18 protein-coding genes are annotated in these 21,933 nt (G+C 63.5%); 11 read left to right on the top strand and 7 right to left on the bottom strand.

Going from position 1 to position 21,933, the window contains the following annotated elements; all coding sequences use genetic code 11:
- Positions 1-113: 113 nt before the first annotated feature.
- Positions 114-704 (top strand): TetR/AcrR family transcriptional regulator, encoded by a 591-nt coding sequence (locus tag AAGD32_03195; GenBank protein ID MEM8873243.1) that lies wholly within the window; start codon positions 114-116, stop codon positions 702-704.
- On the opposite strand, the gene AAGD32_03200 is transcribed toward AAGD32_03195, so the two are convergent.
- From AAGD32_03200 to AAGD32_03210, 3 genes are all read right to left on the bottom strand, one after another.
- Complete coding sequence (locus tag AAGD32_03200) at positions 694-1,980, bottom strand: NAD(P)/FAD-dependent oxidoreductase (GenBank protein ID MEM8873244.1); 1,287 nt, start codon at positions 1,978-1,980, stop codon at positions 694-696. The genes AAGD32_03195 and AAGD32_03200 overlap by 11 nt on opposite strands.
- A 50-nt stretch (positions 1,981-2,030) precedes the next feature.
- A complete protein-coding gene (locus tag AAGD32_03205; protein MEM8873245.1) occupies positions 2,031-2,408 on the bottom strand; it encodes a VOC family protein in 378 nt (125 codons plus the stop codon).
- A gap of 75 nt (positions 2,409-2,483) precedes the next feature.
- A complete protein-coding gene (locus tag AAGD32_03210) occupies positions 2,484-5,192 on the bottom strand; it encodes an ATP-binding protein (protein MEM8873246.1) in 2,709 nt (902 codons plus the stop codon).
- 251 nt (positions 5,193-5,443) lie between these two features.
- On the opposite strand from AAGD32_03210, the gene kdsA reads away from it, so the two are divergent.
- Positions 5,444-6,268, top strand: a complete 825-nt coding sequence (kdsA, locus tag AAGD32_03215) for a 3-deoxy-8-phosphooctulonate synthase (GenBank protein ID MEM8873247.1) — start codon at positions 5,444-5,446, stop codon at positions 6,266-6,268.
- Between the two features lie 50 nt (positions 6,269-6,318).
- Positions 6,319-8,709, top strand: a complete 2,391-nt coding sequence (locus AAGD32_03220; GenBank protein ID MEM8873248.1) for a protein-arginine deiminase family protein — start codon at positions 6,319-6,321, stop codon at positions 8,707-8,709.
- Positions 8,710-8,754: 45 nt separating this feature from the next.
- Here the strand turns inward: AAGD32_03220 and AAGD32_03225 are convergent, their stop codons facing one another.
- The gene (locus AAGD32_03225) at positions 8,755-10,074 is read right to left on the bottom strand and encodes a glutamate-1-semialdehyde 2,1-aminomutase (protein ID MEM8873249.1); all 1,320 of its coding nucleotides are present in this window, start codon (positions 10,072-10,074) and stop codon (positions 8,755-8,757) included.
- Positions 10,075-10,168: 94 nt separating this feature from the next.
- On the opposite strand from AAGD32_03225, the gene fliM reads away from it, so the two are divergent.
- The 6 genes from fliM to AAGD32_03255 all read left to right on the top strand — a co-directional run bounded on the left by fliM (position 10,169) and on the right by AAGD32_03255 (position 16,165).
- The gene (gene fliM / locus AAGD32_03230) at positions 10,169-11,233 is read left to right on the top strand and encodes a flagellar motor switch protein FliM (GenBank protein MEM8873250.1); all 1,065 of its coding nucleotides are present in this window, start codon (positions 10,169-10,171) and stop codon (positions 11,231-11,233) included.
- 167 nt (positions 11,234-11,400) lie between these two features.
- The gene (locus tag AAGD32_03235; protein ID MEM8873251.1) at positions 11,401-12,120 is read left to right on the top strand and encodes a CPBP family intramembrane glutamic endopeptidase; all 720 of its coding nucleotides are present in this window, start codon (positions 11,401-11,403) and stop codon (positions 12,118-12,120) included.
- A 584-nt stretch (positions 12,121-12,704) separates the two neighbouring features.
- Complete coding sequence (locus tag AAGD32_03240) at positions 12,705-13,313, top strand: DUF2617 family protein (protein ID MEM8873252.1); 609 nt, start codon at positions 12,705-12,707, stop codon at positions 13,311-13,313.
- A 131-nt stretch (positions 13,314-13,444) separates the two neighbouring features.
- On the top strand, positions 13,445-14,464 hold the full coding sequence (locus AAGD32_03245; protein MEM8873253.1) for a M20/M25/M40 family metallo-hydrolase: 1,020 nt from the start codon (positions 13,445-13,447) through the stop codon (positions 14,462-14,464).
- A gap of 60 nt (positions 14,465-14,524) precedes the next feature.
- Complete coding sequence (locus tag AAGD32_03250; GenBank protein MEM8873254.1) at positions 14,525-14,938, top strand: DUF1801 domain-containing protein; 414 nt, start codon at positions 14,525-14,527, stop codon at positions 14,936-14,938.
- 78 nt (positions 14,939-15,016) lie between these two features.
- A complete protein-coding gene (locus tag AAGD32_03255; protein ID MEM8873255.1) occupies positions 15,017-16,165 on the top strand; it encodes a cytochrome P450 in 1,149 nt (382 codons plus the stop codon).
- A 5-nt stretch (positions 16,166-16,170) separates the two neighbouring features.
- Here the strand turns inward: AAGD32_03255 and AAGD32_03260 are convergent, their stop codons facing one another.
- The 3 genes from AAGD32_03260 to AAGD32_03270 form a co-directional block, all read right to left on the bottom strand.
- Positions 16,171-17,184, bottom strand: coding sequence for an N-acetylmuramoyl-L-alanine amidase (locus tag AAGD32_03260; GenBank protein ID MEM8873256.1), 1,014 nt, complete (start codon positions 17,182-17,184; stop codon positions 16,171-16,173).
- A gap of 61 nt (positions 17,185-17,245) precedes the next feature.
- Positions 17,246-17,884, bottom strand: coding sequence for a hypothetical protein (locus AAGD32_03265; GenBank protein MEM8873257.1), 639 nt, complete (start codon positions 17,882-17,884; stop codon positions 17,246-17,248).
- A 192-nt stretch (positions 17,885-18,076) separates the two neighbouring features.
- A complete protein-coding gene (locus tag AAGD32_03270) occupies positions 18,077-18,724 on the bottom strand; it encodes a PEP-CTERM sorting domain-containing protein (protein ID MEM8873258.1) in 648 nt (215 codons plus the stop codon).
- Between the two features lie 212 nt (positions 18,725-18,936).
- Here AAGD32_03270 and AAGD32_03275 point away from each other — a divergent pair, with 212 nt between their 5' ends.
- Positions 18,937-21,108 (top strand): carbon starvation protein A, encoded by a 2,172-nt coding sequence (locus AAGD32_03275; protein MEM8873259.1) that lies wholly within the window; start codon positions 18,937-18,939, stop codon positions 21,106-21,108.
- A 24-nt stretch (positions 21,109-21,132) separates the two neighbouring features.
- The gene (locus AAGD32_03280; GenBank protein ID MEM8873260.1) at positions 21,133-21,828 is read left to right on the top strand and encodes a hypothetical protein; all 696 of its coding nucleotides are present in this window, start codon (positions 21,133-21,135) and stop codon (positions 21,826-21,828) included.
- Positions 21,829-21,933: the final 105 nt, after the last annotated feature.

Below are 21,933 nucleotides of genomic sequence, written 5' to 3' on the forward strand. Positions count from 1 at the left end.
GGGTGTCGGGGTGAACGGGCTTATTCTGTACTTATGTGTACAAAATAGACCCCGCTCACTCCACCGGTCAAGTGGCGTTGAACTTTTTCTGTACGAGTACGTACAATATTTTCATGGCTCAAACATCCGCACCACGCGGCCGACCACGCGGCTTCTGTCGCGATGACGCCCTCGACACCGCCTTGCGACTCTTCTGGGACCGGGGGTACGAGCAGATCTCCATCGCCGATCTCACCGAGGCGATAGGGGTGAATCGCCCGAGCTTCTACGCCGCCTTCACCGACAAGCCCACGCTCTACGCCGAGGCATTGGCGCGCTATGCCGGGGGCTTCTACGGGGCCGGCAAGGTTGCCGCCGCGCTGACCGACATCGACGATCCGCGGGAGGCAATCCGCACGTTCTTCGCCCGCCAGGCCAAGACATTCGTCAACACGCCTGTCCCTGGTTGCATGGTCATTCGCAACCGCACCGATTGCCGCAACGCCGACATCGCCGCGAAGCTCAACGAGCAGACGGCCAACGTGAAGAAGCTACTCCGCAAACGCCTCAAGCAAATCGACCTGCCTGCCGGCGACACCGTCGAGCAGTGGGTCGATCACACCTACGGCCTGCTCGTCAGCATGACCGCCGCCGCACGTGACGGAGCGAGTGAAGCTCGGCTGAAGAAAATGGCCGAGCTCGGCCTGCGCCCGCTCATCGGTTGAGCAGCTTGTAGAAGCCCATCTCGACGTAGTCGCGTCGTGTGAACAACGCGAGGGTCCAGTCGGCGGCGATGCGGAGTTTGCGGCTGAAGCCGGGCATCTTCATCAGGTAGACCGTCCGCCACATGAACCATGCGGTCCAGCCGGTGAGGCGCAGGCCCATTGCCTGGGCGACGGCGTCGCCGTGGCCGAAGGCGGCGAGGGTGCCCTTGTCCGTCAGGTCGCACGGTTGGGTCGGCTCGCCGCTCAGGCTGCGGGCGATGTTCTTGGCGCAGTCGACGCCCATGCCGAGCGCGGCTTGGGCCGTCGTCGGGTAGGCGTCGCCATCGGGGCCGGGGTTGACCGCGCCGTCGCCCAGGCCCCAGACGTTGTCGAAGCCTTGCACCTTGAGATCGCGCTCGCAGAGGATGTAGCCACGCTTGGTCGGAAGGCCGAACTGCTCGGCGATCGGGTTGGCCTGCACGCCGGCACACCAGACGACCGTGCTGGTGTCGAGGCGTTCACCGCTGTTCTTGGTGACGGCGTGGTCGGCGTGGATCTCGGCGATCTCCTCGTTGATCATGACCCGAAGGCCGCGCTCGGTGAGGTGGCGCTGCGTGTACGCCGAGAGCTTGGGGTCGAGGAACTTGAGCAGGCGGTCGCCACGGTTGACGATGGTGACCTTGATGTCGTCGCGGCTGACGTTGGGGTAGTTGTCCGACGCGTTCTGCAGGTACTGGTGGAACTCGCCGGCGGTCTCGATCCCGGTGAAGCCGCCGCCGACGATGACCCAGTGCAGCAGCTTCTTCCGCTTGGCGTCGTCGTCGATGGCGTTGGCCTGTTCGAGCAGGCGGATGGCGCGGTCGCGCAGGCCGATCGCGTGGGCGAGGCTCTGCATCTCGAAGGCGTACTCCTCGAGCCCGGGCACCGGCGGCGTGAGCGTCTTCGTGCCGATGGCGACGACGAGGTGGTCGTAGCTCATGGTGAGCTGTTGCTCCTCGCCGACGATGGTGTAGCTGACGGTTTGCGTGTCGGTGTCGATGGCGTCGAAGTTGGCCTGGATGAAGGTGGAGCGCGGGACAAAGTTGCGTAGGCCGACCAAGGCGTGGTCGGCCTTCACGCCGCCGGTGCCGGCCTCGACCAGCAGCGGGTAGAAGATCATGTAGTTGTTGCGATCCATCAGGATCACGTCGACCTCGTCGCAAAGGAGTCGGTCGAGCTTCTGCGCGCAGTACGCCCCGGCGAAGCCGCCGCCGAGGATGACGATGCGTTTACGTTGGGCTGTTCCGGTCGGGGCCATGCGTGACGCATGGTTGCGACTTCACGGTGGATTGCGAACGGACGAATCGGTTACGCCTGCGAGTGGAAGCCGATCATGTTGCCCTCGGTGTCGAGGGCCATGGCGATGAAGCCGTACGGGCCGATGGACATCTTCTCCTGTTTCACGACACCGCCAGCCTCGGCGACACGGCCGATCTCGTTCGCGACGTCGTCGCAATGGAAATAAACCATCGTCCCGCCCGGACCCGAGGGCACGTCACCCATCTTGCACAAAGCACCCGCCGCCCCCGCCCCCTTCTCGTCCATCGGGAAGTTGTACATCAGCATGCTCGGATCAGGCGAATCGAGTTTGTCGAGTGTCTTGCCCAGAACCTTCTCGTAGAACGCTTTGGCACGGTCCATGTCCTGCACGTAGATCTCGAACCAGACGACGGGGTTGGTGTTCATGGCGGACAGGATACCAAAAGTCTGCGGCAACACCGAAGCTCGAAGGCGGAGGTCGGTTCGAAGGTTCGGCGGCGGTCACTTACGCCTCGCGACCGCCTCCTCGAACGTCGGCGCCCCGACGACGTCACGCCACACGGACGCGACGATCGACTCGGTCTCCGTTTCAAGCGTCGCGAGATTCAGCTCGGCGATCCACAGCAGATGTTGTTGCACATCCGGTTGCCTTTCCAGATCAGTTTGCATCTGAACCAAAGACTGCTCGTCATCGGCAACATCACCATGTTCGACTAAATAGAGACCAGACTGAAGCTGGCGCACTTCCATTCTCCGACGATAGGATGCGCTAAGTCGATTTCGCGCGAACGCGTGCTTGAACAAGCTGTCGTTGATAATCATCCGAAAGCCAAGAACGGGCAAGTCGCTCGAAGCCGATGTGAATCCACGACGCTCATCTACGAGCATACGCAGATACTTGACCTGCTCAACAGCAGACGCGCCAAGCCACGCAATAATTAGGGCAGCATTACCATTCCTAGGCAAATCAGCAATTCGCAAACCAACCCACTTGCTGCTAAATCCAGCCAAGAATACATTCTCCACACCGGCGTCTACCAGCAACTCCAGTTCAAGCGGCATCCTGCCTCTACTGGTCACGAGGTACGGCGAAAACGTGTCGGCAAGTGCGTCACTACTATCTGATTGATGATGATCCCAAGAATAGTCAAGACACCTGTTGCCTTGCAAAATTCTCTGAACCTCTGCATACGCAAAGCCTTCGGGTGCAAACACCGACGAATCCCGACCGAGGATTGCAAGCCAGCCTTCATACTCTTTTCGCAGTGCTGACCTTGCAACTGCATCTTTTAATCGATCATCCTGATCATGCATGCGGTATCGCTGAAGATCAATGGGAAGCTTCGCGTTCGGGTCATACACCCAAACGGTTGGAAGCTGCATGTTAACAAGACGCCCAATCCCATCGTCATTCTCAAAAAGGGTCTTCACGCCTGGATTGCATACCTCTATACTGTTGACGTATAGGCCTCCACCACCTCTCGCCCAACAGATCTTACCGATCTCGCCAAGCCCTGTTCGATCGGCTTCTTCAACAACGTTTTTCGATTCGGCAATGCGGCACCGATCCTGCTCGGAATCGAATAGGCAACGAGATTCAAAGTACATTTTTACAATCGGCCCATCGTCAAAGTACCAGCGGATCCAGCCAGGGGCGTAACTACAAAGAGATTCCCCCGCCTGCCGATCGACTTCTGCTGTGATCTTCGATCCAATCTCAAGATCCTCCACTTCCTTTATTTCTACAGAACCTTCTGCCAAGGTAGTCTCGAAGCGGTAGCCGACCGAGCTGTTTACATGCCGCGTCTCCACGGTGATCCGATTCCCCAGCAGAAACGCCGCGAGGACGCCGATGCCGAAGCGGCCGGTGCGGTCGACCGTTGAGCCGGTGCCGGGCTCCTCGCCCTTCTCGAACGCCTTCTGCCAAGCCGGGCTCTCTCTGTAGGACGCACCGACCCGCAGGAAGTAGTCGCGGATGGTTTCGAGCGTCATCCCGACGCCGCGATCGGTGACTTCGAGCGTGGTGGTGCCATCAGCACGGCGATCGTGTAGGCGGACTTCGACCTCGCCTTCGATGTCATACTCGGGCAGGTCCGGCGCTTCGTCGCGATCGTCGGCGAGGCGCTTACGTTCGCGGACGGCGTCGATGGCGTTCTGGAGCAGCTCGCGAACGCCGACACTAGGCTGGTTGCCGTAGAGCGGGCGGATGAGCAGCCGGAGCAGTTCGGCGCGGGCGACGTCGAGTTCGATCCGCTCGGGGACGTAGTCGATGCCAGTCTGAGCTTTGAAGTGCTCTGCGTCGTCGAGGTTGGAGCGGATGCGACGGTAGCTGAAGCCGAGGTCGCGCAAGCCCGCAATGTTGCCGTAGGTTTCCCCGAGCACCGCCCAACAGTCGTCCAACTCCCGCTGAATGCCGGCGAGCCAGTTCTTCAGGTGCAGGAACACGTCGACGGTCCGCGGTCGAGCCTGGACGTCGATCGCTTCGGGGTCGTTGCCGGTGGTGGAGATGTCGACGACGCTTTGGTGGGCGTCGTGTTCGCGGCGGGAGAGCGGGCTGCGGAGCATGCCGAAGCGCGCCTCGGCGGTGGAGCGATCGGCCTGGATCTGGATGTAGTCCGCGACGCGGAGCAGGGCCATGAGGTACGGGACGAAGACGCCGGCGGGGTTGTGGCGGTGATTCCTGCCATACTTCATTTCGAGCAGGTCCACGTGGTGACGAAGGCTGCCGCCGTGGCTGCGGGCGATGTGGCCGGCGAGGTTGACCTGCTCCTGCGTGAACCCGTCGCCGGGCTTGACGAGTTCGGACGGACCGACGGGGACGCCGGCCAGCGCGAACTCGTGGGCGAGTCTTGGGTGGTGGATGCGGAGAAAGTCGCCGATGGTGCGGCGGTCCGACTCGGTGAGGTCGTCGTAGCGATCGATCGGGTTGTGGACCGCCGAGACGCGCGGAGCGCCGCCGTCGGTCACGCCGTAGACGTCGGCCAGCTTCCGATCGTCCCACCGCCGCACGGTGAAGGTGATGAACTCGTCCCAAAGCATCGGCCAGTCCGGCTCGTCGAAACCAGGCACCGTGGGCACCTCGACTTTTCCCTCGACCAAACGGCGGAAGCCGTCCCGATCGATGTGCATCGCCGCGTCGTGCAGCAGGACGGCAAGGATAAGGACGGCCGCGTCGTTTGGCGTCAGGATCGTCGCGGCCTGTTCGGACATGAGTCCGACGGTGCTGGCGAGCACCTCGGAGACATGCTGCTGGCCGTGCTTGGTGTACTCGGGAAAGAAGTACGGCGTTTCGTGACTCAACAGGTCGGCGAAGTTCGACTGCGTCGCCGCGACCGCGGCCTTGAGTTTCCGAGCCTCTGGTTTATCCAAAAGCTCTTGCAACAGATCGGGGATCGTCACGGGCACGATGTAACCATATCCCGAACAAATCAACGCTGGCACGGCACGCGTAGGCTGCGGCCATGATCACGCTTGCCGATCTCACGGATTCGCCGCTGTTCGTCTTCTCCGGTCCCTGCGTGATCGAGTCGGAGGAGCTTTGTTTGACGGTGGGCGAGACGGTGCGCGATGCGTGTGCGGAGTTGGGGCTGCGGTATGTATTCAAGGCGAGCTTCGACAAAGCCAACCGTTCGAGCGGTGCGTCGTTTCGTGGGCAGGGGTTGGACGAGGGTTTGGCGATCATCGAGCGGGTCGGGAAGAAGCTCGGCGTGCCGACGATCACGGACGTGCATCTGCCCGAGCAGGCCGAGGCCGTTGGGCAGGCGTGCGACGTGTTGCAGGTGCCGGCATTTCTCGCGCGGCAGACCGACCTGCTCCATGCCGTCGGCAAGACCGGCCGGGTCGTGCATGTGAAGAAGGGTCAGTTCATGGCACCGGCCGAGATGAAGAACGTCGTGAACAAGCTCACCGAGGTCGGCAACGAGCAGGTCGTGCTCTGCGAGCGCGGGACGTTCTTCGGGTACGGCGCGTTGGTCAACGACTTCACCGGCCTGGCGGCGATGGCCGACGCGACGGGCAAGCCGGTCTGCTTCGACGTGACCCACTCCACGCAGCAACCCGCCGGCCAGGGCACGCAATCGGGCGGCAATCCGAAGTACTCGCCGCTGCTGGCGCGCGCCGCGGTGGCCGCCGGGGTGGACGGGCTTTTCGTCGAGTGCCACCCGAACCCGGCCGAGGCCAAGAGCGACGCGGCGAGCATGTTGCCGTTGGACGTGGTTCCGCAACTCCTGCGGGAGTGCCGGGATTTGGCCGCACTACGGGCGGGATTTTCAGTGAAACTTGTTTAGCCCGCCGGCCACAACCGCGCACGGCCGATCAAACTCGTTACATTTCCGATGTGACCCAACAGACTCGCGATAGTGGCGTGATGCCGATGGAACAACTTGAAGGTCGTCGACTGCTCTCGGCAACCCCCATGACCAAGATCATGGCCACGGTCGACGTAGCCCGGCCACAAGTTGCCGGTCCCGAGATCGACTTGATCGACCAAGTTCGGGCGGCATCCTCACGATCGGGTCTGACACCGGGACAACGTGAATCGCTGGCTCGCGACATCGAAGCCGGGGTATTCGACGGCACGTTTGCGTCTGAAATCCTGCCAGCAGATGACGCGCCGATCGCATCGCTGGTGGCCGGGCCAGCCCTGTCCTCATCGAGCGGCGCGTTCATTGGCGGATTCCGTCCGACGGCGGACCTACTTGTCGACGCCAACCGGGATGGCCAAATCACTCGACTAGACGATGCCTTCGAGACGACCTGGGGAAGCGGTCGAGGCGACACCGGCGCGCTCGTCTTGCCTAACAGCGACTTTGATGGTGCAGGTAGCGCCCCGGACAACTGGCGCGGCGGACGCTGGACGACCAATGGTCCGTTCATTCCGGCCGACACCGACATTGACGCCAACGGCGACCTTGATGACTTGGCATTGATCCGTCTCGCCAAGCTACCGACCCGCGGTACGTCCGGCCTGAGTGTGACGCTGGAGATTGACGAGGTCGCGGGTGCGCATCCGTACTTCAATCAGTTCGACGCCGAGGAACGGGTGCGGGTGTTCCTGCCGACCGAAGCGGGGCCCCGCGGGACGACCGTCCCCGCAGTCGGTGATGTGGAACTCCTCGGACCATCGCAAGGCGCGTCGGCCGTGTTCACCGACAATCCGAGCAACGGCGAGTACGACCTGGGTTTGCTGCGGTTTGCCGGCGGTAGCCTTCTGCGTAACGCCAACTACATGGACTTCGCGATCGAAGGACTCATCCCCGGCGCTCCCGTCCGCGTGACTGCCACCATCACCGACGGCAACCAAGTGATCAGTTCGGACACGGTCGTCGTGCAGGTCGCCCCTTTCGTGCTCTCGGACCACACGATGAACGTCGACACCGAGCTTGACGCCCGCCTGGGCAACGGGCAGGACTCGGTCTCGGTCGCCTCGTCGGGTTCGTCCAACGCCGACCTCCGCAACAAGCTCAGCAGCGGGTTCACCGGCGATCTCTCCACCGCCAATATCTTCGATCTCTGGATTCAGGACGGCTTCGAGACCGGCTACGCCCAGACCCCAACCGGCTCGATGCAGATCATCCTCGACCTGCCCCGTGCCCGCAGCCGCGGCGGGGATATGTCCGACTACCTCCGCACGCAGTTCTCCGGCAAGGACGTGGGCATCGACACCACGATCAACGGCAACATCAGCACCTTCGACTCCGGCGGCAACCTCGACGCCATCCCCAACCCCGACGGCGGGCCGGCCTACTTCTTCCACGGCCGATCCATGTCGAGCTTCCAGGAAGACTTCTTTCGCGCTCAGGGCGTCAACCCCGAACTCTCGGTCAACACCGACTGGCTTTGGGTCGGCCACGTCGACGAGATCATCAGCGTCAATCCCGACGGCCTGGGTGCCGCCTACGCCGACCCGGAACTCGGCTGGGCCCTGAACCTTTGGGCCGCGGATATCAACCCGAACGCCACCATGCTCCAGGGCATGAACTCCGGCTCGCTCACGACCGGCACCCTGGCCAACGCGACCAACTTCTGGAACTACAACAAGAACTATGTGCTGCGGTCGGACAACCTGCCGTCGGTAATCAGTGCCGTGGCGGGCGCGATGAACGCCGACCTTCCAATGAGCACCCCGGTCGCTGACTCGGCCGGCACCCTCACCAAAGGCGGCAGCTTTGTCGCCTTCCTCGATGGTGTCCGCGAGTACGAGGTGACGTTCACGAGCAACACGCAGTATGACTTGCGCTACCGCGACGCCGACGGCACCTGGACCGACGCGGGCAGCGGCAACAAGAACAACGACGAAGTCTTCCCCGATGCGAGCGCATATCTGCTCGAGCACTGGTGGAGCGGCAGCACCTCGGCCGGCGACGTGTTCACCTACACCGCCAACCCCAACGCCGGCATGGTGCCGATGCCCGTGCTGTTCTACGGCTCGAGCGGCGCGTCCGGGTTTGCCTACGCCTACACCAACAACCACGTGAACCTGCTCAGCGGAAAGACGCCCGACGGCACCGCCACGGCTTACACCGGCTTCAGCTACGGCCCGCAGGTGAACTACCGCGGCCAAGGCAACGAGTCGCTCTTTGACAACTACGTCGCCGACTCGCTCACCGACGCCGGCTACGACAACACCGTCTTCGCCGACGCCCGCGTCTACCACAACGGCATCGGCAGCATCCACTGCGGCACCAACGTGATCCGCGAAGTACCGGACGAGATGTTCTGGGCGTAGTTCCTCATGTTTAGCGGTGCGACGTCGTCACGCCGCTAAACAGTGTCAACAACGACGCCGGAACACCGGTTTCACCGGGCGACCTTCGAGGTACTTCTCGACGCCTTCGTCGAGCGCTTTGCGGTAGACCTCGCAGGCGGCATGGGCGGCGGTTGCGGTGGCGTCGATGACTTCATCGTCGCCGTGGTCGGTGTTGACGACGAGGCTCGGGGCGAGGACGCCGTGCTTGAGCAGTTCCTGAATGAACAGCGTGCGGAAGGGTTGATTGCCGCCTTCTCCGTCGGGGCCGCGGGTGACGAACACGGCGTTGGCGGGGTGGCCGGCCGAGTGGACGAAGTCGCCGGTCCCGGCAGCACGGCTCGCGGTGTCGAAGGCCTGGCACAAACGCGCGCCGATCTGCGTTAGTTCGCCAGGGATGTCGCGCTGCTGGTAAATCTCGGCCACGGCGATGAACGCGGCCAGCCCGTGCGACTCGGCCCCGTGCGTCGTGGAAAGCAGGAACGCCCGGTCTTCTTCGTGGTCGAGCCCGCCGGCGGCCATGTACTTCCGCTTGCCGCACAAGGCCGAGACGGAGAAGCCGTTGGCCACCGCCTTGCCGAACGTGCTCAGGTCCGGATCGATGTCGTGCAACTGCTGCGCCCCGGCGTTGGCCAACCGGAAGCCGGCGATCGTCTCGTCGAGAATGAACAGCGACTCGTTGGCGTGGGCGAGATCGCGGAGCTTGTGCAAAAAGTCATCTTCCGGCACCGCGCCGCGCTGGCCCTCGAGCATCACCGCGGCGATCTCGTGACCGACCTTGGCAAAGATCTTCTCGCAGCTCTCGATATCGTTGAACGGAAACCGCACCGTCTCGCGATGCACCGCCTTGGGAATCCCCGCGTCCATCGGCGTCGTCGCGATGAACCAGTCGTCGACGCTGTAGAACGGATCATCACGGCAAATGGCGATGCGTGGCCGGCCGGTGTGATGACGGGCGAGCTTCACGGCGGCGGTCGTGCAGTCGCTGCCGTGCTTGGCGAACTTGACCATCTCGGCATTGGGGACCAGCTCGAGCATCTTCTCGGCCGCCTGGAGTTCGAGCACCGACGGGCGGGCGAAGTTGGTTCCGTCGCGCATGGCGGCATACGCCGCGTCGCAGATCGCCGGGACGCCGTGACCGAGCGTGATGCTCCGCAGGCCGCTGCCGTATTCGATGTAGGTGTTGCCGTCGATGTCAGTCACGCGGCAGCCGTGTCCCCGGCGGATCACCGGCGGGAGAAACTCGGGGAACTGATCGTCGCCTTTGGCATACGTGTGCGCCCCGCCGGGGATGACGGCGTGAGCACGCTGCTGATGGGCGATGGATTTCGAACAGTCCAAGGGCACGATGAAGGTTGTATCGGATCGGGCATGTTCACTTAAGCGAACATGCCGAGGGAATGTTGGAGAACGGACGGCTCGCCGTCCGATAAACTGGAACGTGTCGGAACTCCTCGACCAAAACGAGATCGACGCCCTGCTCTCGGCGGTCGGCGATGATGCGCCGCCCGAAGACAGCGCGACCGGCACCGCAACGACGCCAACGGTTTTCTCCCAACGTGGCGCGTCCCACGTCGATGTCTCGCTCTACGACTTCAAACGCCCCGAACGCGTCTCCAAGGACCAGATGCGGGCTCTGGAAGCGCTCCACGAAGGCTTCGGCCGAAACCTCGGGGCCGCTCTCTCCGGCTACCTCCGCACGATCATCGAAGTCTCCGTCGCGTCCATCGAACAGCTGACCTATTCCGAGTTCATCTACTCGCTACCGAACCCGACCTGCTTCAACCTACTCACCTGCGACGCGCTCGACGGGCAGGTTTGTCTGGAAATCAGCCCGCTTATCATCTATCCGATCATCGACCGACTGCTCGGCGGTTCGAACCATGAGCTGTTCATCCCCCAGCGCCCCCTCACGCAGATCGAACAACGCCTGGTCTCGCGCATCACCGACCGGGCCACGCACCACCTCTCCGAAGCGTGGAGCAACCTGACCGACGTGCGGTTCGCCGCCAGCGACTTCGAGAGCAACCCACAGCTGGTGCAGATCGTGCCGCCGAGCGAGACGGTGGTGGTGATCGGCTTCGAACTGAAGATGGGCAACCGGGCCGGGACGATGAGCTTGTGCGTGCCGTACACGGTGATGGAGCCGGTGATCCCGCTGCTGACGCGTCAGACGAACTTCACCTACGCCAAGAAAGGTCGCCGTGAGGACCTAACCCCGCGCGTCCGCCGCAACGTCGACAACGCTCCGGTGGAACTCACCGCGGTGCTGGCCAACACGACCATGAAACTCGGCGACCTGCTGAGTCTTTCCCCCGGCGACGTCATCACCACCGGCAAGCCGAGCAGCACCACGCTCTCGCTCCAGGTCGAAGGCAAGACCAAGTTCCGCGGCGAGGTCGGCCAACACCGCGGCAACAAAGCGTTCCGCGTTACCGAAGCTCTCCCGATCGACGAGGACGAGGGATCAGGCCGGGCACTCGCGCTCGGCAGCGAAGCGGAGTGAGGGGGAGTGAAGGGGAACAGGCGCTAGGAGTCAGGCGCTAGGAGTCAGGCGCTAGGGCCTGCCCACGGCACCGCAAGCGAGCCCTAGCACCTAACCCCTAGCGCCCAGCGCCTGCCCGGAAGTCACTCGATTCACCCGGTACCGCCGCCCCCGCCGATGCATACTCCGTGGCCACTTACCTCCAACGCTCTGCAACACCGTGGCACGCGTTGCTTTTCGTGCTGCCGATGATGCTGATCTATGAAATCGGCACTGGCGGGTTCGACGTGCCGGTCACGACGACATCGGTACGGGTGCTGGCGACGGACGATCTCGCACAAGCGTTCGGGTTCTTCGGGGCGACGGGCCGACTCATGCCGCCGGCGGCAGTGATCGTGCTGCTGCTCGCGATGCATCTGGCACGCAAGGACGATTGGCGACCCGGCGGCGCGACGCTGCTCGGCATGGCCGGTGAGTCCGCGGCACTCGCGCTACCGCTGGTCGTACTCGGGCTGGTCATGGCCAACGTGATGCTCGTCGAAAATGTGATGCTCTCGGGCGTGGTGCATGGCGACGACCCCGATCACACCCGTGCATTGGTCCTGCTAAGTTTTGGGGCGGGCGTGTACGAGGAGTTGGTCTTTCGGCTCATCGCGGTGCCGGTGCTGATCATGCTCCTTGGCGATGTTCTCGGTCTGAAACCGCTGGCCGCGCTGGTGCTGGCGGTGACCGTGAGCGGGCTGGCGTTCAGCCTGCATCACTACCGCGGCGACGAAGCGTTCGCGTGGTCGAGCTTCGCCTTCCGGGCACTGGCCGGCGGATACTTCGGCGTGTTGTTGCACCTGCGTGGCTTCGGTGTCGCGGCCGGAACGCATGCCGCTTACGACCTGATCGTGGTTCTAGCGTGACCCGATCCGAGCAGCGTCCGATAAAGCCAAAATGACGGGGTGACGTTGGCACGAACAAATTGTGAGCGCAATCCGCATTTTTTGGTGTTCAAGTCAGGTAGTGGTCGGTTACACTCAGCCAATCGGGTGGAACCCGGCGGGCTGACCGCAATAGGCCCGACAGATTGTCGGGCTGAGGAGAGGGGTCAGCCGACCGTGTTCCAACCCGCCGCGCCACACAGGCCGCGGCAAGCCGGCGTGCGTTGCAATGACGCGCGGTGCTCCGATGCACATTCCGGTCGCCCGGTTGCGGCGGAGAGGTGGGCTTGATCGGCCCGGGCCAGCGAGTGCCATCGACCATCGGTCGGCATCACGCCCGGACACATCGGCCCAGGACAACCAACCCCCCACCCCCGGCCGGCAGGGATTGACCGCCACACGGGCCCGGCACCCCGCCGGTCGCGACTCCAGGATGAGCAGATCGACCCCCGGCACCTGAACCAACCAGCCGGCCCGATACCGCGTCACCGCCCCGAACCAACCAACCGCAGGCACCGACGCGACATGCCACCCGTGAGAGTCACCAACCCACCGAGGTTTGCCCCATGAGTCAACGTACCAAGTCCCGTCGCAGCAACGGTTTGATGCTGATGCTTTACCAGCGTCCGCTGCACCCCGAGTTGTTTAATATTCTCGCCGATGTCAAAGTCGACCGGCGCAACTATTCGGCCGATGTCTGGCTGGTCGAAGGCGGACACGTCCTGACCTTCACCGTCACCGACGCCGGCGCTGCCCAGGCCGGCGTCCCCGCCGGCACCACGCTCACCGAAGTCATCCAGATGAACGGCGAGCCCATGAGCGAGCAAGGCCTCATGGAATCCCTGCTTTGCCGTGGCGAGCGTTATCACGAGGTCGATGTCGAGCCCAACCTCCGCTACATGGTCTCCACCCAGGAGGAGCAGCTCTCCGCGACGCTCTTCGAAGCGACCAAGACCGAGATCCTCGATTATGCCGCCAAGCGCGAGCTGATCGTCGGCGAGACACCGGTCGATCCGATCTCCGGCCGCGGCGCGATCACCAGCGTCCTCGACGTCGAACGCCGCGCCAACGAACTCCACGTTCATAGCTTCCACCTCTTCGAAGACGGCTACACCGTCGTGAAGACCCAAGCCTTCATGGAAGTGCTCAAGAAGCGCGTGGTCGCCGACAAGTAGGCTTTTCGTTTGTCATTCTGAGCGTAGTCGAAGGATCTCTTCGTGTTCGTGACCGATCGTGTCACGGTACCGAAGAGATCCTTCGATTTGCGCTCGGGATGACTTTGCTCGCGTAGCGCTACACTCCGCCCATGGATCTTCCCTTCCTCAAGCAGCTCTCCGAAACCAGCGGTGTCCCCGGTCGCGAGGAGCGCATCCGCGATTTGCTCAAGCCGAGATTCGATGCCGTCTTCGATGACGTCAGCACCGACGTCATGGGCTCGCTGATCGGGGTGAAGAAGAACGAAGGCAAGCCGAAGGTCCTTTTCGCGTGCCACATCGACGAGATCGGCTTTTACGTCCGGCACATCGACGACAACGGCTTCCTCCGCGTCCAGAACGTTGGCGGCTTCGACACGCGCAACCTCTTGGCCCGCCGCGTCACCGTGCTGCCCGAGGGCGGTGACCTCGTCGGCATCATGAACCCCGGCGGCCGGCCCATCCACATCGCCAAGGACGAGGACAAAAAGAAGATCCCCGAAGTCGGCGAGTTCATCGTTGACCTCGGCCTGCCCGGCGACGAGGTCAAGAAGCTCGTCTCCATCGGCGACCCCGTCACGCTCTGGCAGGAGTTCTTCGAGCTGGGCGGATGCGTCACCGGCAAGTGCCTCGACAACCGCGTCGCGGCGTGGGTGCTGCTCGAAGCGCTCAAGAAAACCCCCGACCCGGCGTACGAGGTGATCGTCGCCGCGACGGTGCAGGAAGAGGTCGGCCTGCGCGGTGCGGGCCCCGCCGCGTACAACGCCGAGCCGGACCTGGCCGTCGCGCTCGACACCACCCTGTGCGTCGACACCCCCGGCGTCCCCGAGGAAGAACGCGTCACCAAGCAAGGCGACGGCGTCGCGATCAAGATCCTCGACGGCTCCTCCATCTCCCACCGCGGCTTCGTCGACGAGTTCGCCGCCGCCGGTGACAAGCACGGCGTCAAGTACCAGTTCAGCGTCCTGCCCCGCGGCGGCACCGACGCCGGCGCCATGCAACGCAACCGCGGTGGCATCAAAACCGTCACCCTCGCCATCCCCACCCGCTACATCCACACCGTCACCGAAACCATCCACAAGGACGACCTCCAAAGCGCCATCGACCTGATCGCGGCGTGGTTGAAGGGATGATGATCACGGCGTGGCCCTGGTCACTTAAGTGACCAGGTCGGGCGCGGTATCGTCAAGCCAATGCCCGGCAAACCCAAACTCCTCTCCGGCGGGAATCCGCAGATCGCGAAGGCCGACGGCGACGAACCGGTGCGGGCGTACATCACAGCGATGCCTGGGTGGAAGCAAGACATTGGCCGCGGCGTCGATCAACTCGTCGTCGAGCTCGTCCCCGAAGTCCGCAAGGCCGTCCGTTGGAACTCGCCTTTCTACGGTGTCGCCGACAACGGCTGGTTCCTGTCGATGCATTGCTTCACGAAGTACGTCAAGCTCAGCTGGCTCAACGGCGGATCGCTGGACCCGTTGCCGCCCGTTGCGTCGAAACACGCGGAGGTGCGTTACCTGCACCTCGGCGAGGATGATCCGGTCGACACGCCGCAGATGCGTGCATGGATCAAGCAGGCGGCGGCGCTACCGGGGGAAGACCTTTTCTGATGGGTTGGGAAGCCCACGGTTTGAGCCGTGGGGGCGTTGTTTGCGATGGTTTACCGGTGTCTAATACCGACCAGCACCATGAGCCAGACGCCCCACCATCCGCGTGATCCGTTCGAAGCCGCTCGCAAATCGACGGGGACGATGTGTGTCCACGCGCAAGGCGTCGATGTGCCACTGATCCTGCGGTACCCCGATCTGCGGGCTGCGCTCAAGGATTGGGAGACGTACAGCAGCGACGACCTGCGGAACATCGTGCTCCACGGCGAACAAGGGGTGCGCGACGGCCGGCAATACCCGATCGAAACCGACCCGCCGGAGCACAAGGCGTACCGCAAGATCGTCGACCCGTTCTTCCGGCGGCCGCTCGACAACGACTACCGCGTCGGCATGCAGCAACTGCTCGACGATGCGATCCAGGTCGCGCTCGGCAACGAGATCGACGCGATCCACGACTTCGCGTTGCCGGTGCAATCGAAGTCGTTGGCGATGATGCTCAACGTCGACATGGCCGAGGCCGACGAGTGGGTCGGCTGGGGCACGCACGTCTTTTACGACGGCGACGGCAAGAGCAAGGGCGACGCGCTCACCGACTACAACCGCGCGCAGTTCGCCAAGACCGCGGGCTCCGGGGGCGACGATTTCTACAGCGTGCTCAACCGCGCCGAGTACGACGGCCGGCCGCTCACCGACGAGGAGAAGCTCGGCTTTGCCAACCTGGCTTTTGCCGGCGGACGTGACACCGTCATTGGCACCATCACAGGCATCCTCGCCCACCTCGGCGACGAGCCCGACGTGCTCGAGTTCCTCCGCGCCGACGAGAAACGCCTGAGCCCCGCGACCGAGGAGTACCTGCGGTTCATCAGCCCCGTCACCGTGCTGGCCCGCAAGTGTCCGCACGGCGCCACCGTCGGCGATCAAGCCGTCCCTCCCGGCGGACGCGCCGGCGTCTGCTACGCCTCGGCCAACTACGACGAAACCGTCTTCCCCGACCCGCACCAACTCAAGCTCGACCGCAGCCCCAACCCGCACATCGCCTTCGGCTTCGGCAAGCACTTCTGCCTCGGCGCACACCAGGCCCGGTTGATCATCCGCTGCCTGCTCCTCAGCCTTTGCGACAAGGTCAGCCGCGTCGAGATCATTGACGCAGTCACCAAGTCGGAAAAAGAAGTCGAGTACACGCGCGAGATCGGGTTTGAAAAACTGAGCGTTCGGCTGCACGCAAAGTGATCAAGTCAGCGCAGGTCCCTGGCGCCTTCGACGACGCGATCCCAGTCGAACGCCGGGCCTGGGTCGATCTTGTTGTCCTGGATGTGCCAGTGGCCGATGACGCCTTGGAAGGTCTCCCAGTCCTCGTCGGGCATCGTGGTACTCAGGACGTTGCCGTCGGCATCGCGGGGGTAATCGAGTTCGATCTTCGGCAGAGCCGCGTTGAGGGCGGCGGTCAACTTGATCAGCGCGTCGTACTGCGGCTCGGTCAGGTCCCACTGGCGTAGGTCGCCGCCCTGGATGTTGCCGACGACGGGCGTGCTGGTCGCGGGGCGCAGGGGCCAGGTGTTGGTGTCGAGAACGCCGCCGTTGGGGCCGTAGCGCTGCTCGAGACGCGACGGGATCGTGATGAACGGGCCTCGGCCGTCGACGTCGTACCACTCGGGCAGCAGCGGCTCGGCGTCGGGATCGGCCGGCGGCGGGTACGCGCCCATGTTGGCGATCTCGATGCCGACGCTGCGGTCGTTGGCCTTGGTCGCGTGCCAGGCGCGCTCCTTCACGTCCATCGTCTGATAGATCGTGCCGTCGATATCGAGCATGAAGTGAACGCTCAAACCGCGATGGTCGTGAAGCACATCGAAGCAGCGGGCGCTGAGCCCGCACACGTCGTAGTGCAACACGAACTGATCGACGCGGTCCCGTAGCATCGGCAACGTCCAGCCACCGCCGCGCACCTGTTCGAGTTCGGCCTTGCTCAGCGGGCGCAAGCTCGTGCTCTTGGCGGACCGTGTGTTGTAGCGCTGCGGCCCGCTGGGCCCGTCGCCGCTGCGCGTGGTCGCTTCCCAACTGCTATCGTTCCAGTCGGCAAACCGCCGCTCGGTGCGGTAGGCGTCGTAGCCGTCGGGGTCGGTCCAGAGCACGACGCGGGTGCCGGTGTTGAACAACTGCCCGGCAACCATGATCTCGTCGCCATCGCGCGGCACCTGCGAGCCGACCCGCGGCGACGATTGACAGCCGACCAAGGTCGACACGAGAAGCACGCCAACAACCATCACGCAAATCCGAAGCATGCTTCTAGAACACCGGCGATGGGCATTCATGTCAAGCCGTTTTCACGCGACGCAGCATTAGCCCGGCCAAACCCAGCATGCCGGCCGAAACCGCGAACGGCTCGGGGATGGCCACGGCGGAGACGTTGTCGAACGTCATGATCTCCGCACCGGTGTTGTTGGCCACGGTGACGCGGATCAGTAGATCCAGGCCGGTCGTGGTGACGGTGGTTTGAGCGGTGCCAGTCGGTGCGTCGAAGAAACGGCTCTCGGTGCTGTCTCCATCGGTTCCGAAGAAGCTGTAGAAGTCGTCGAAGGTCGAGCCGCCGTCGACGGAGTAGGCGACGATCAGGAAGTCGCCGCTCTCGTGGTTGTTGTCACCGCCGACGTCGACGGTGAGTTCGAGGAGGCTGCCGGCCGTGTTGGAGATGCCAGGGCTGGTCCAGACCGCGATGCCGCCGATGTCCTGCGCGGTGAAAACGCCGTCGACGACCTGGAAAAAGTCATTCGCGTTCGCGAAGCCGGCCTGCGAGACGTCGATGCTCCAGTCGACGCCCGAAGTATCCATCGAGTCGTCGATCGCACCCTTACCGTTCTGGCCGGTGAAGTCTTCGGTGTAATCCAACGTCGCGGCGACGGCCACGCCGGGCAAGACAAGAACCGCGACAACGGCGGCCAACAGCTTCAGCATCAGTGACTCCCGAGAACCCCGTCGGCGACATTGCCGACATCCATGAAAACTACCTGAACAAGGGATAGCTTTCCAGCAAAAAGCCGTGTGTTACCGTGAGCAAAGACGTCGGGTGATATCCAAAACACATCCGCCCGGCGATGAAGCCGGGCGGACGGGGTGAGTCAGAGATGTTGCCGCTGGTCGGGCCGCTTAGACGGCGGACCGACGGCGAAGCATGATGCCACCGATGCCGAGCAGACCGGCGGCGACAGTCATGGGCTCGGGGATGGGCGTACCTTCGACCGTAAGGCTACCGACATCAAATGAGTCGCTACCACCATTGTGGCTGAAAGTAAAGCCAACGATGAGTGTAGATGCCGTGCTCACGTCTAGGCCATTAACACTGACAGCCTGATTCGTAGCCGTGGCGTCTTCGACACCTGCACCAAAGTCCGTAAAGTTCACGCCACCATCGGTGGAGAAGAAAAAGTTAGAGAACTCCGCACCGGTATTGAAAAAGCCGCTAAACGTGCCGGCAATATCGACGGTGGCGACCGCTGAAACATCAATCGCATCGGACTCAAATGTTCCCAGTCCACCCCAGTCAGCCGAAGTAAAAACACCAGCCGAAAACTCTGCCGTGTTACCGCCGCTGTCAGTCAAGAGGTCACCCCAAGTAAAGGTACCATTACCAAGATCAACGCCACCAGCGGTCGGCGGGGCAGCGTCCGTGTCAGCGGAACTGTGAGATAGAGCCACATCGTCCGTATCAGCAAGAGTAAAAAGGGTTGCTGCGTGTGAGAGGCTGCTAGCAAAAGCCGCGACGCTGGCGGCGATGATTGCGTGTTTGATGTTCATTTGATCTCTAAATCCCTGCCCCACCGGGGCACTGCAGGTTGCATTTTCCTCAGCCCTTTCACGGTACCTCCACCGACGGGCCACCTGATCTCTTTCGGCCGCAGCCTACGGGTCGCCGCCACATTTGGGAAGAAGAATCTGTGTAAATATTGCGTTTGCGCGGCGATAGCGCGGTTTTTCGCCGATTTGCACCGTCTGGTAGGGTCACGGGGATGGACGTGCTGCTCATCGCCGGCCTGTCGGCCCTCGCCTTCATCGTGGCGTACCACACTTACGGTAAGTGGCTCGGGGGCAAGATCTTCCGACTCTCGGCATCGGCGGTGACCCCGGCATGTGGGATGCGAGATGGGTCGGATTACGTTCCGACGTCCAAGGCGGTCGTCTTCGGGCACCACTTCACGAGCATCGCGGGGACGGGGCCGATCGTGGGGCCGGCGATTGCGGTGATGTGGGGGTGGGTGCCGGCGCTTTTGTGGGTGATCTTCGGGTCGATCTTCATCGGGGCGGTCCACGACTTCGGGGCGTTGGTCGTGTCGCTACGGAACCAGGGGAAAACCGTCGGCGAGATCGCGGGGGTGGTGATCTCGCCGCGGGTACGGGTGTTGTTTCTGTGCGTGTTGTTTCTGTGTCTGCTTATCGTGATCGCGATCTTCGGGTTGGTGATCGCGAGCGTCCTGCGACAATACCCGCCGGCGATTTTCCCGGTCGTGGTGCAGATCCCGATCGCGGTGGTCATCGGCTTGTGGCTGCACCGGCGTGGCGTGTCGATCGTGCTGCCATCCATTCTCGCGCTGGGGCTGATGTACGTGACGGTCGTCTTCGGCGACGTCGGCCTCCTGCACACGTTCAACGAGACGCTCGCCGCCCTGCCGCTTTGGGCGTGGGTGCTGGGGTTGTTGGCGTATGGGTACGTGGCGAGCGTGTTGCCGGTGTGGACGCTGCTGCAGCCGCGGGACTTCATCAATGCGTTGCAGCTGCTGACGGCGCTGGGATTGGTGGTGGTCGGGCTGATCGCGGCGGCGTTGCTCGGGGGAGCGCCGCCGGTGGAGGGGGCGGAGCGGGTGCCGTTGTCGGTGGTGGCCCCGGCGGTGAACCTCGACCCGGCCGGTGCCCCGCCGATCTGGCCGTTCCTGTTCATCACCATCGCCTGCGGCGCCTGCAGCGGCTTCCACTGCCTGGTCAGCAGCGGTACGTCCAGCAAGCAACTCAAGTCCGAACCCGACGCCCGGTTCGTCGGCTATGGGAGCATGCTGACCGAGGGGTTTTTGGCCGTGATCGTGATCCTGGCGTGCGTGGCGGGGTTGGGGCTGGGGACGCAAATGACGTGGGTCCAACAGTTCGTACCACGCGTTACTGACACCGAACATGCGCATGTGGGAGGCTCCAGCCAGATGGATGTGATCAGAAATGCCGGTGAATTCCCGAGCTTCCAGTTTATTCCAAACCAATACGACTACAGAACAAAGCAGACAGCTTCGAAGCTTTACGGTAAGCACAAGCCCAACGACGCGTACGAGGTGCTCGACACCGCAGACGGACCCGCGAGGTTCGGGCCGGCGTGGGTCATGTTGGATGATGACGGCCCGGTCGCTGTCGCGACTAGGGAGATGGCATTCAGGGACCGCTACGCCTCCTGGCAATCGGCCGGCGGCCTCGGGGCGAAGGTCGGGGCGTTCGTGGACGGGGCGGGGAACTTCGTCGCGGCCATCGGCATCCCGATCTCGGTCGCGACGGCGTTGATGGCGGTGCTGGTCGCAAGCTTCGCCGGCACGACGCTGGACACGGCGGTGCGGCTGCAGCGGTACGTGTGCGAGGAGTTGTGGGGGGTGCTGACGAGCCGCGACCGTGAGGGAGCGACGCGGGCGCAGCCCGCAACTCAAGGCGAGATCGAACGTGTCGGCGAAGAGATGCCGGCTACGCCGGCATCGCTCCCTCACGGTCGCGGCTCGTTGTTGCCCCATGTGGCCACGGCGATTGCCGTGCTCACTGCAGCTGCACTCGCGGCGGTGCCCCCGGACGGGGTTTGGTCGATCGAGGGGTACGGCAAGGGCGGGCTGGTGCTCTGGCCGCTCTTCGGGGCGACGAACCAGTTGCTGGCCGGGCTGGCGTTCGCGGTGATCCTGTTCTACCTGCGACGCCGCCGCATCGCGACGTGGTTCCTCATCGGGCCGATGGCGTTCATGCTCATCATGCCGGCGTGGGCGATGCTCGTGGAGATGCCGGGCTGGATCGAAGAAGAGCGCTACGTCCTGGCCGGCATCGGCGGGGCGTGCCTCGCGCTGGAACTGTGGATGGTCGTCGAGGCGGCACTGCTCTGGAAGTCGGCCAAGGGCGTTGTTGAGCCCGCCGAGCCACGCGGGTTCGATGTCGTATTGCGGCCCTGACGCATGGCCGATTACGATAACCCCATGATCCAGCACATCCGCAGGAGCCTCGCGTGCCTGTTGCCGTTGATCGTTCTGGGCTGCTCACCGGTCACGCTGGACAAGCCGTTCGGCGAGCCGGTGCCCACGACGCGGAGCGGGCTGGCCGGCTGGTGGACGGCACCGGTCGAAGCCGACGCCGATGCGGATGATGGCGTTTTTCTCCGCGTGACCGAAGGGGCTGACGGCGGCTACGAAGCAACGTTCCTCGGGGAGGTTGATGACGGGCAGTCTGGTGCGGTCGAGTTACGACAGGTCGGTCGCCACTGGTTCGTGTTTCTGAGTGTTGAGAACGCCGGGGAACCGGTGACGGCGTGGTCGGTGTTATGGCTGGTCAACACGCCGGCGGACGACGAGGAAGGCGAACCGCCTGACGTGCTTGTCCTCGCACCGGCGCGGGCAGACGTCTGGGCCACGGCCATTGAGGACGGGAAGCTGGACGGCAGTGCCAATCGACCCGAGAAAGCGGCGAACGAGGACCGCGATTCGCCGGCCGATCCCATGTTTGGCATCGCCGAGGCGCTCGCGTCTGTGCCGAGGGTGCAAGTAACCGCCTCCGAAAAGCAGCTCGCGGACTGGCTTGAAAAAGTCAGCGTCGGCGAAGCGTTCGACACGTCCGAGGTGGGTGTGCTCTACCGGCTCGGAACCGTCCAGCTACCGACAAAGTTGCCATCGGACTAATTCATGAAGTCCCCGACTCGCGGAAATCGCCATACCGAAACGATTTGTCATGGCATGTCGGATTGCCGGATGGTACGCTGCAAGCAAATCCGGTGCCGCCATGGC

The organism is Planctomycetota bacterium (assembly GCA_039182125.1).
GTDB lineage: Bacteria > Planctomycetota > Phycisphaerae > Tepidisphaerales > Tepidisphaeraceae > JBCDCH01.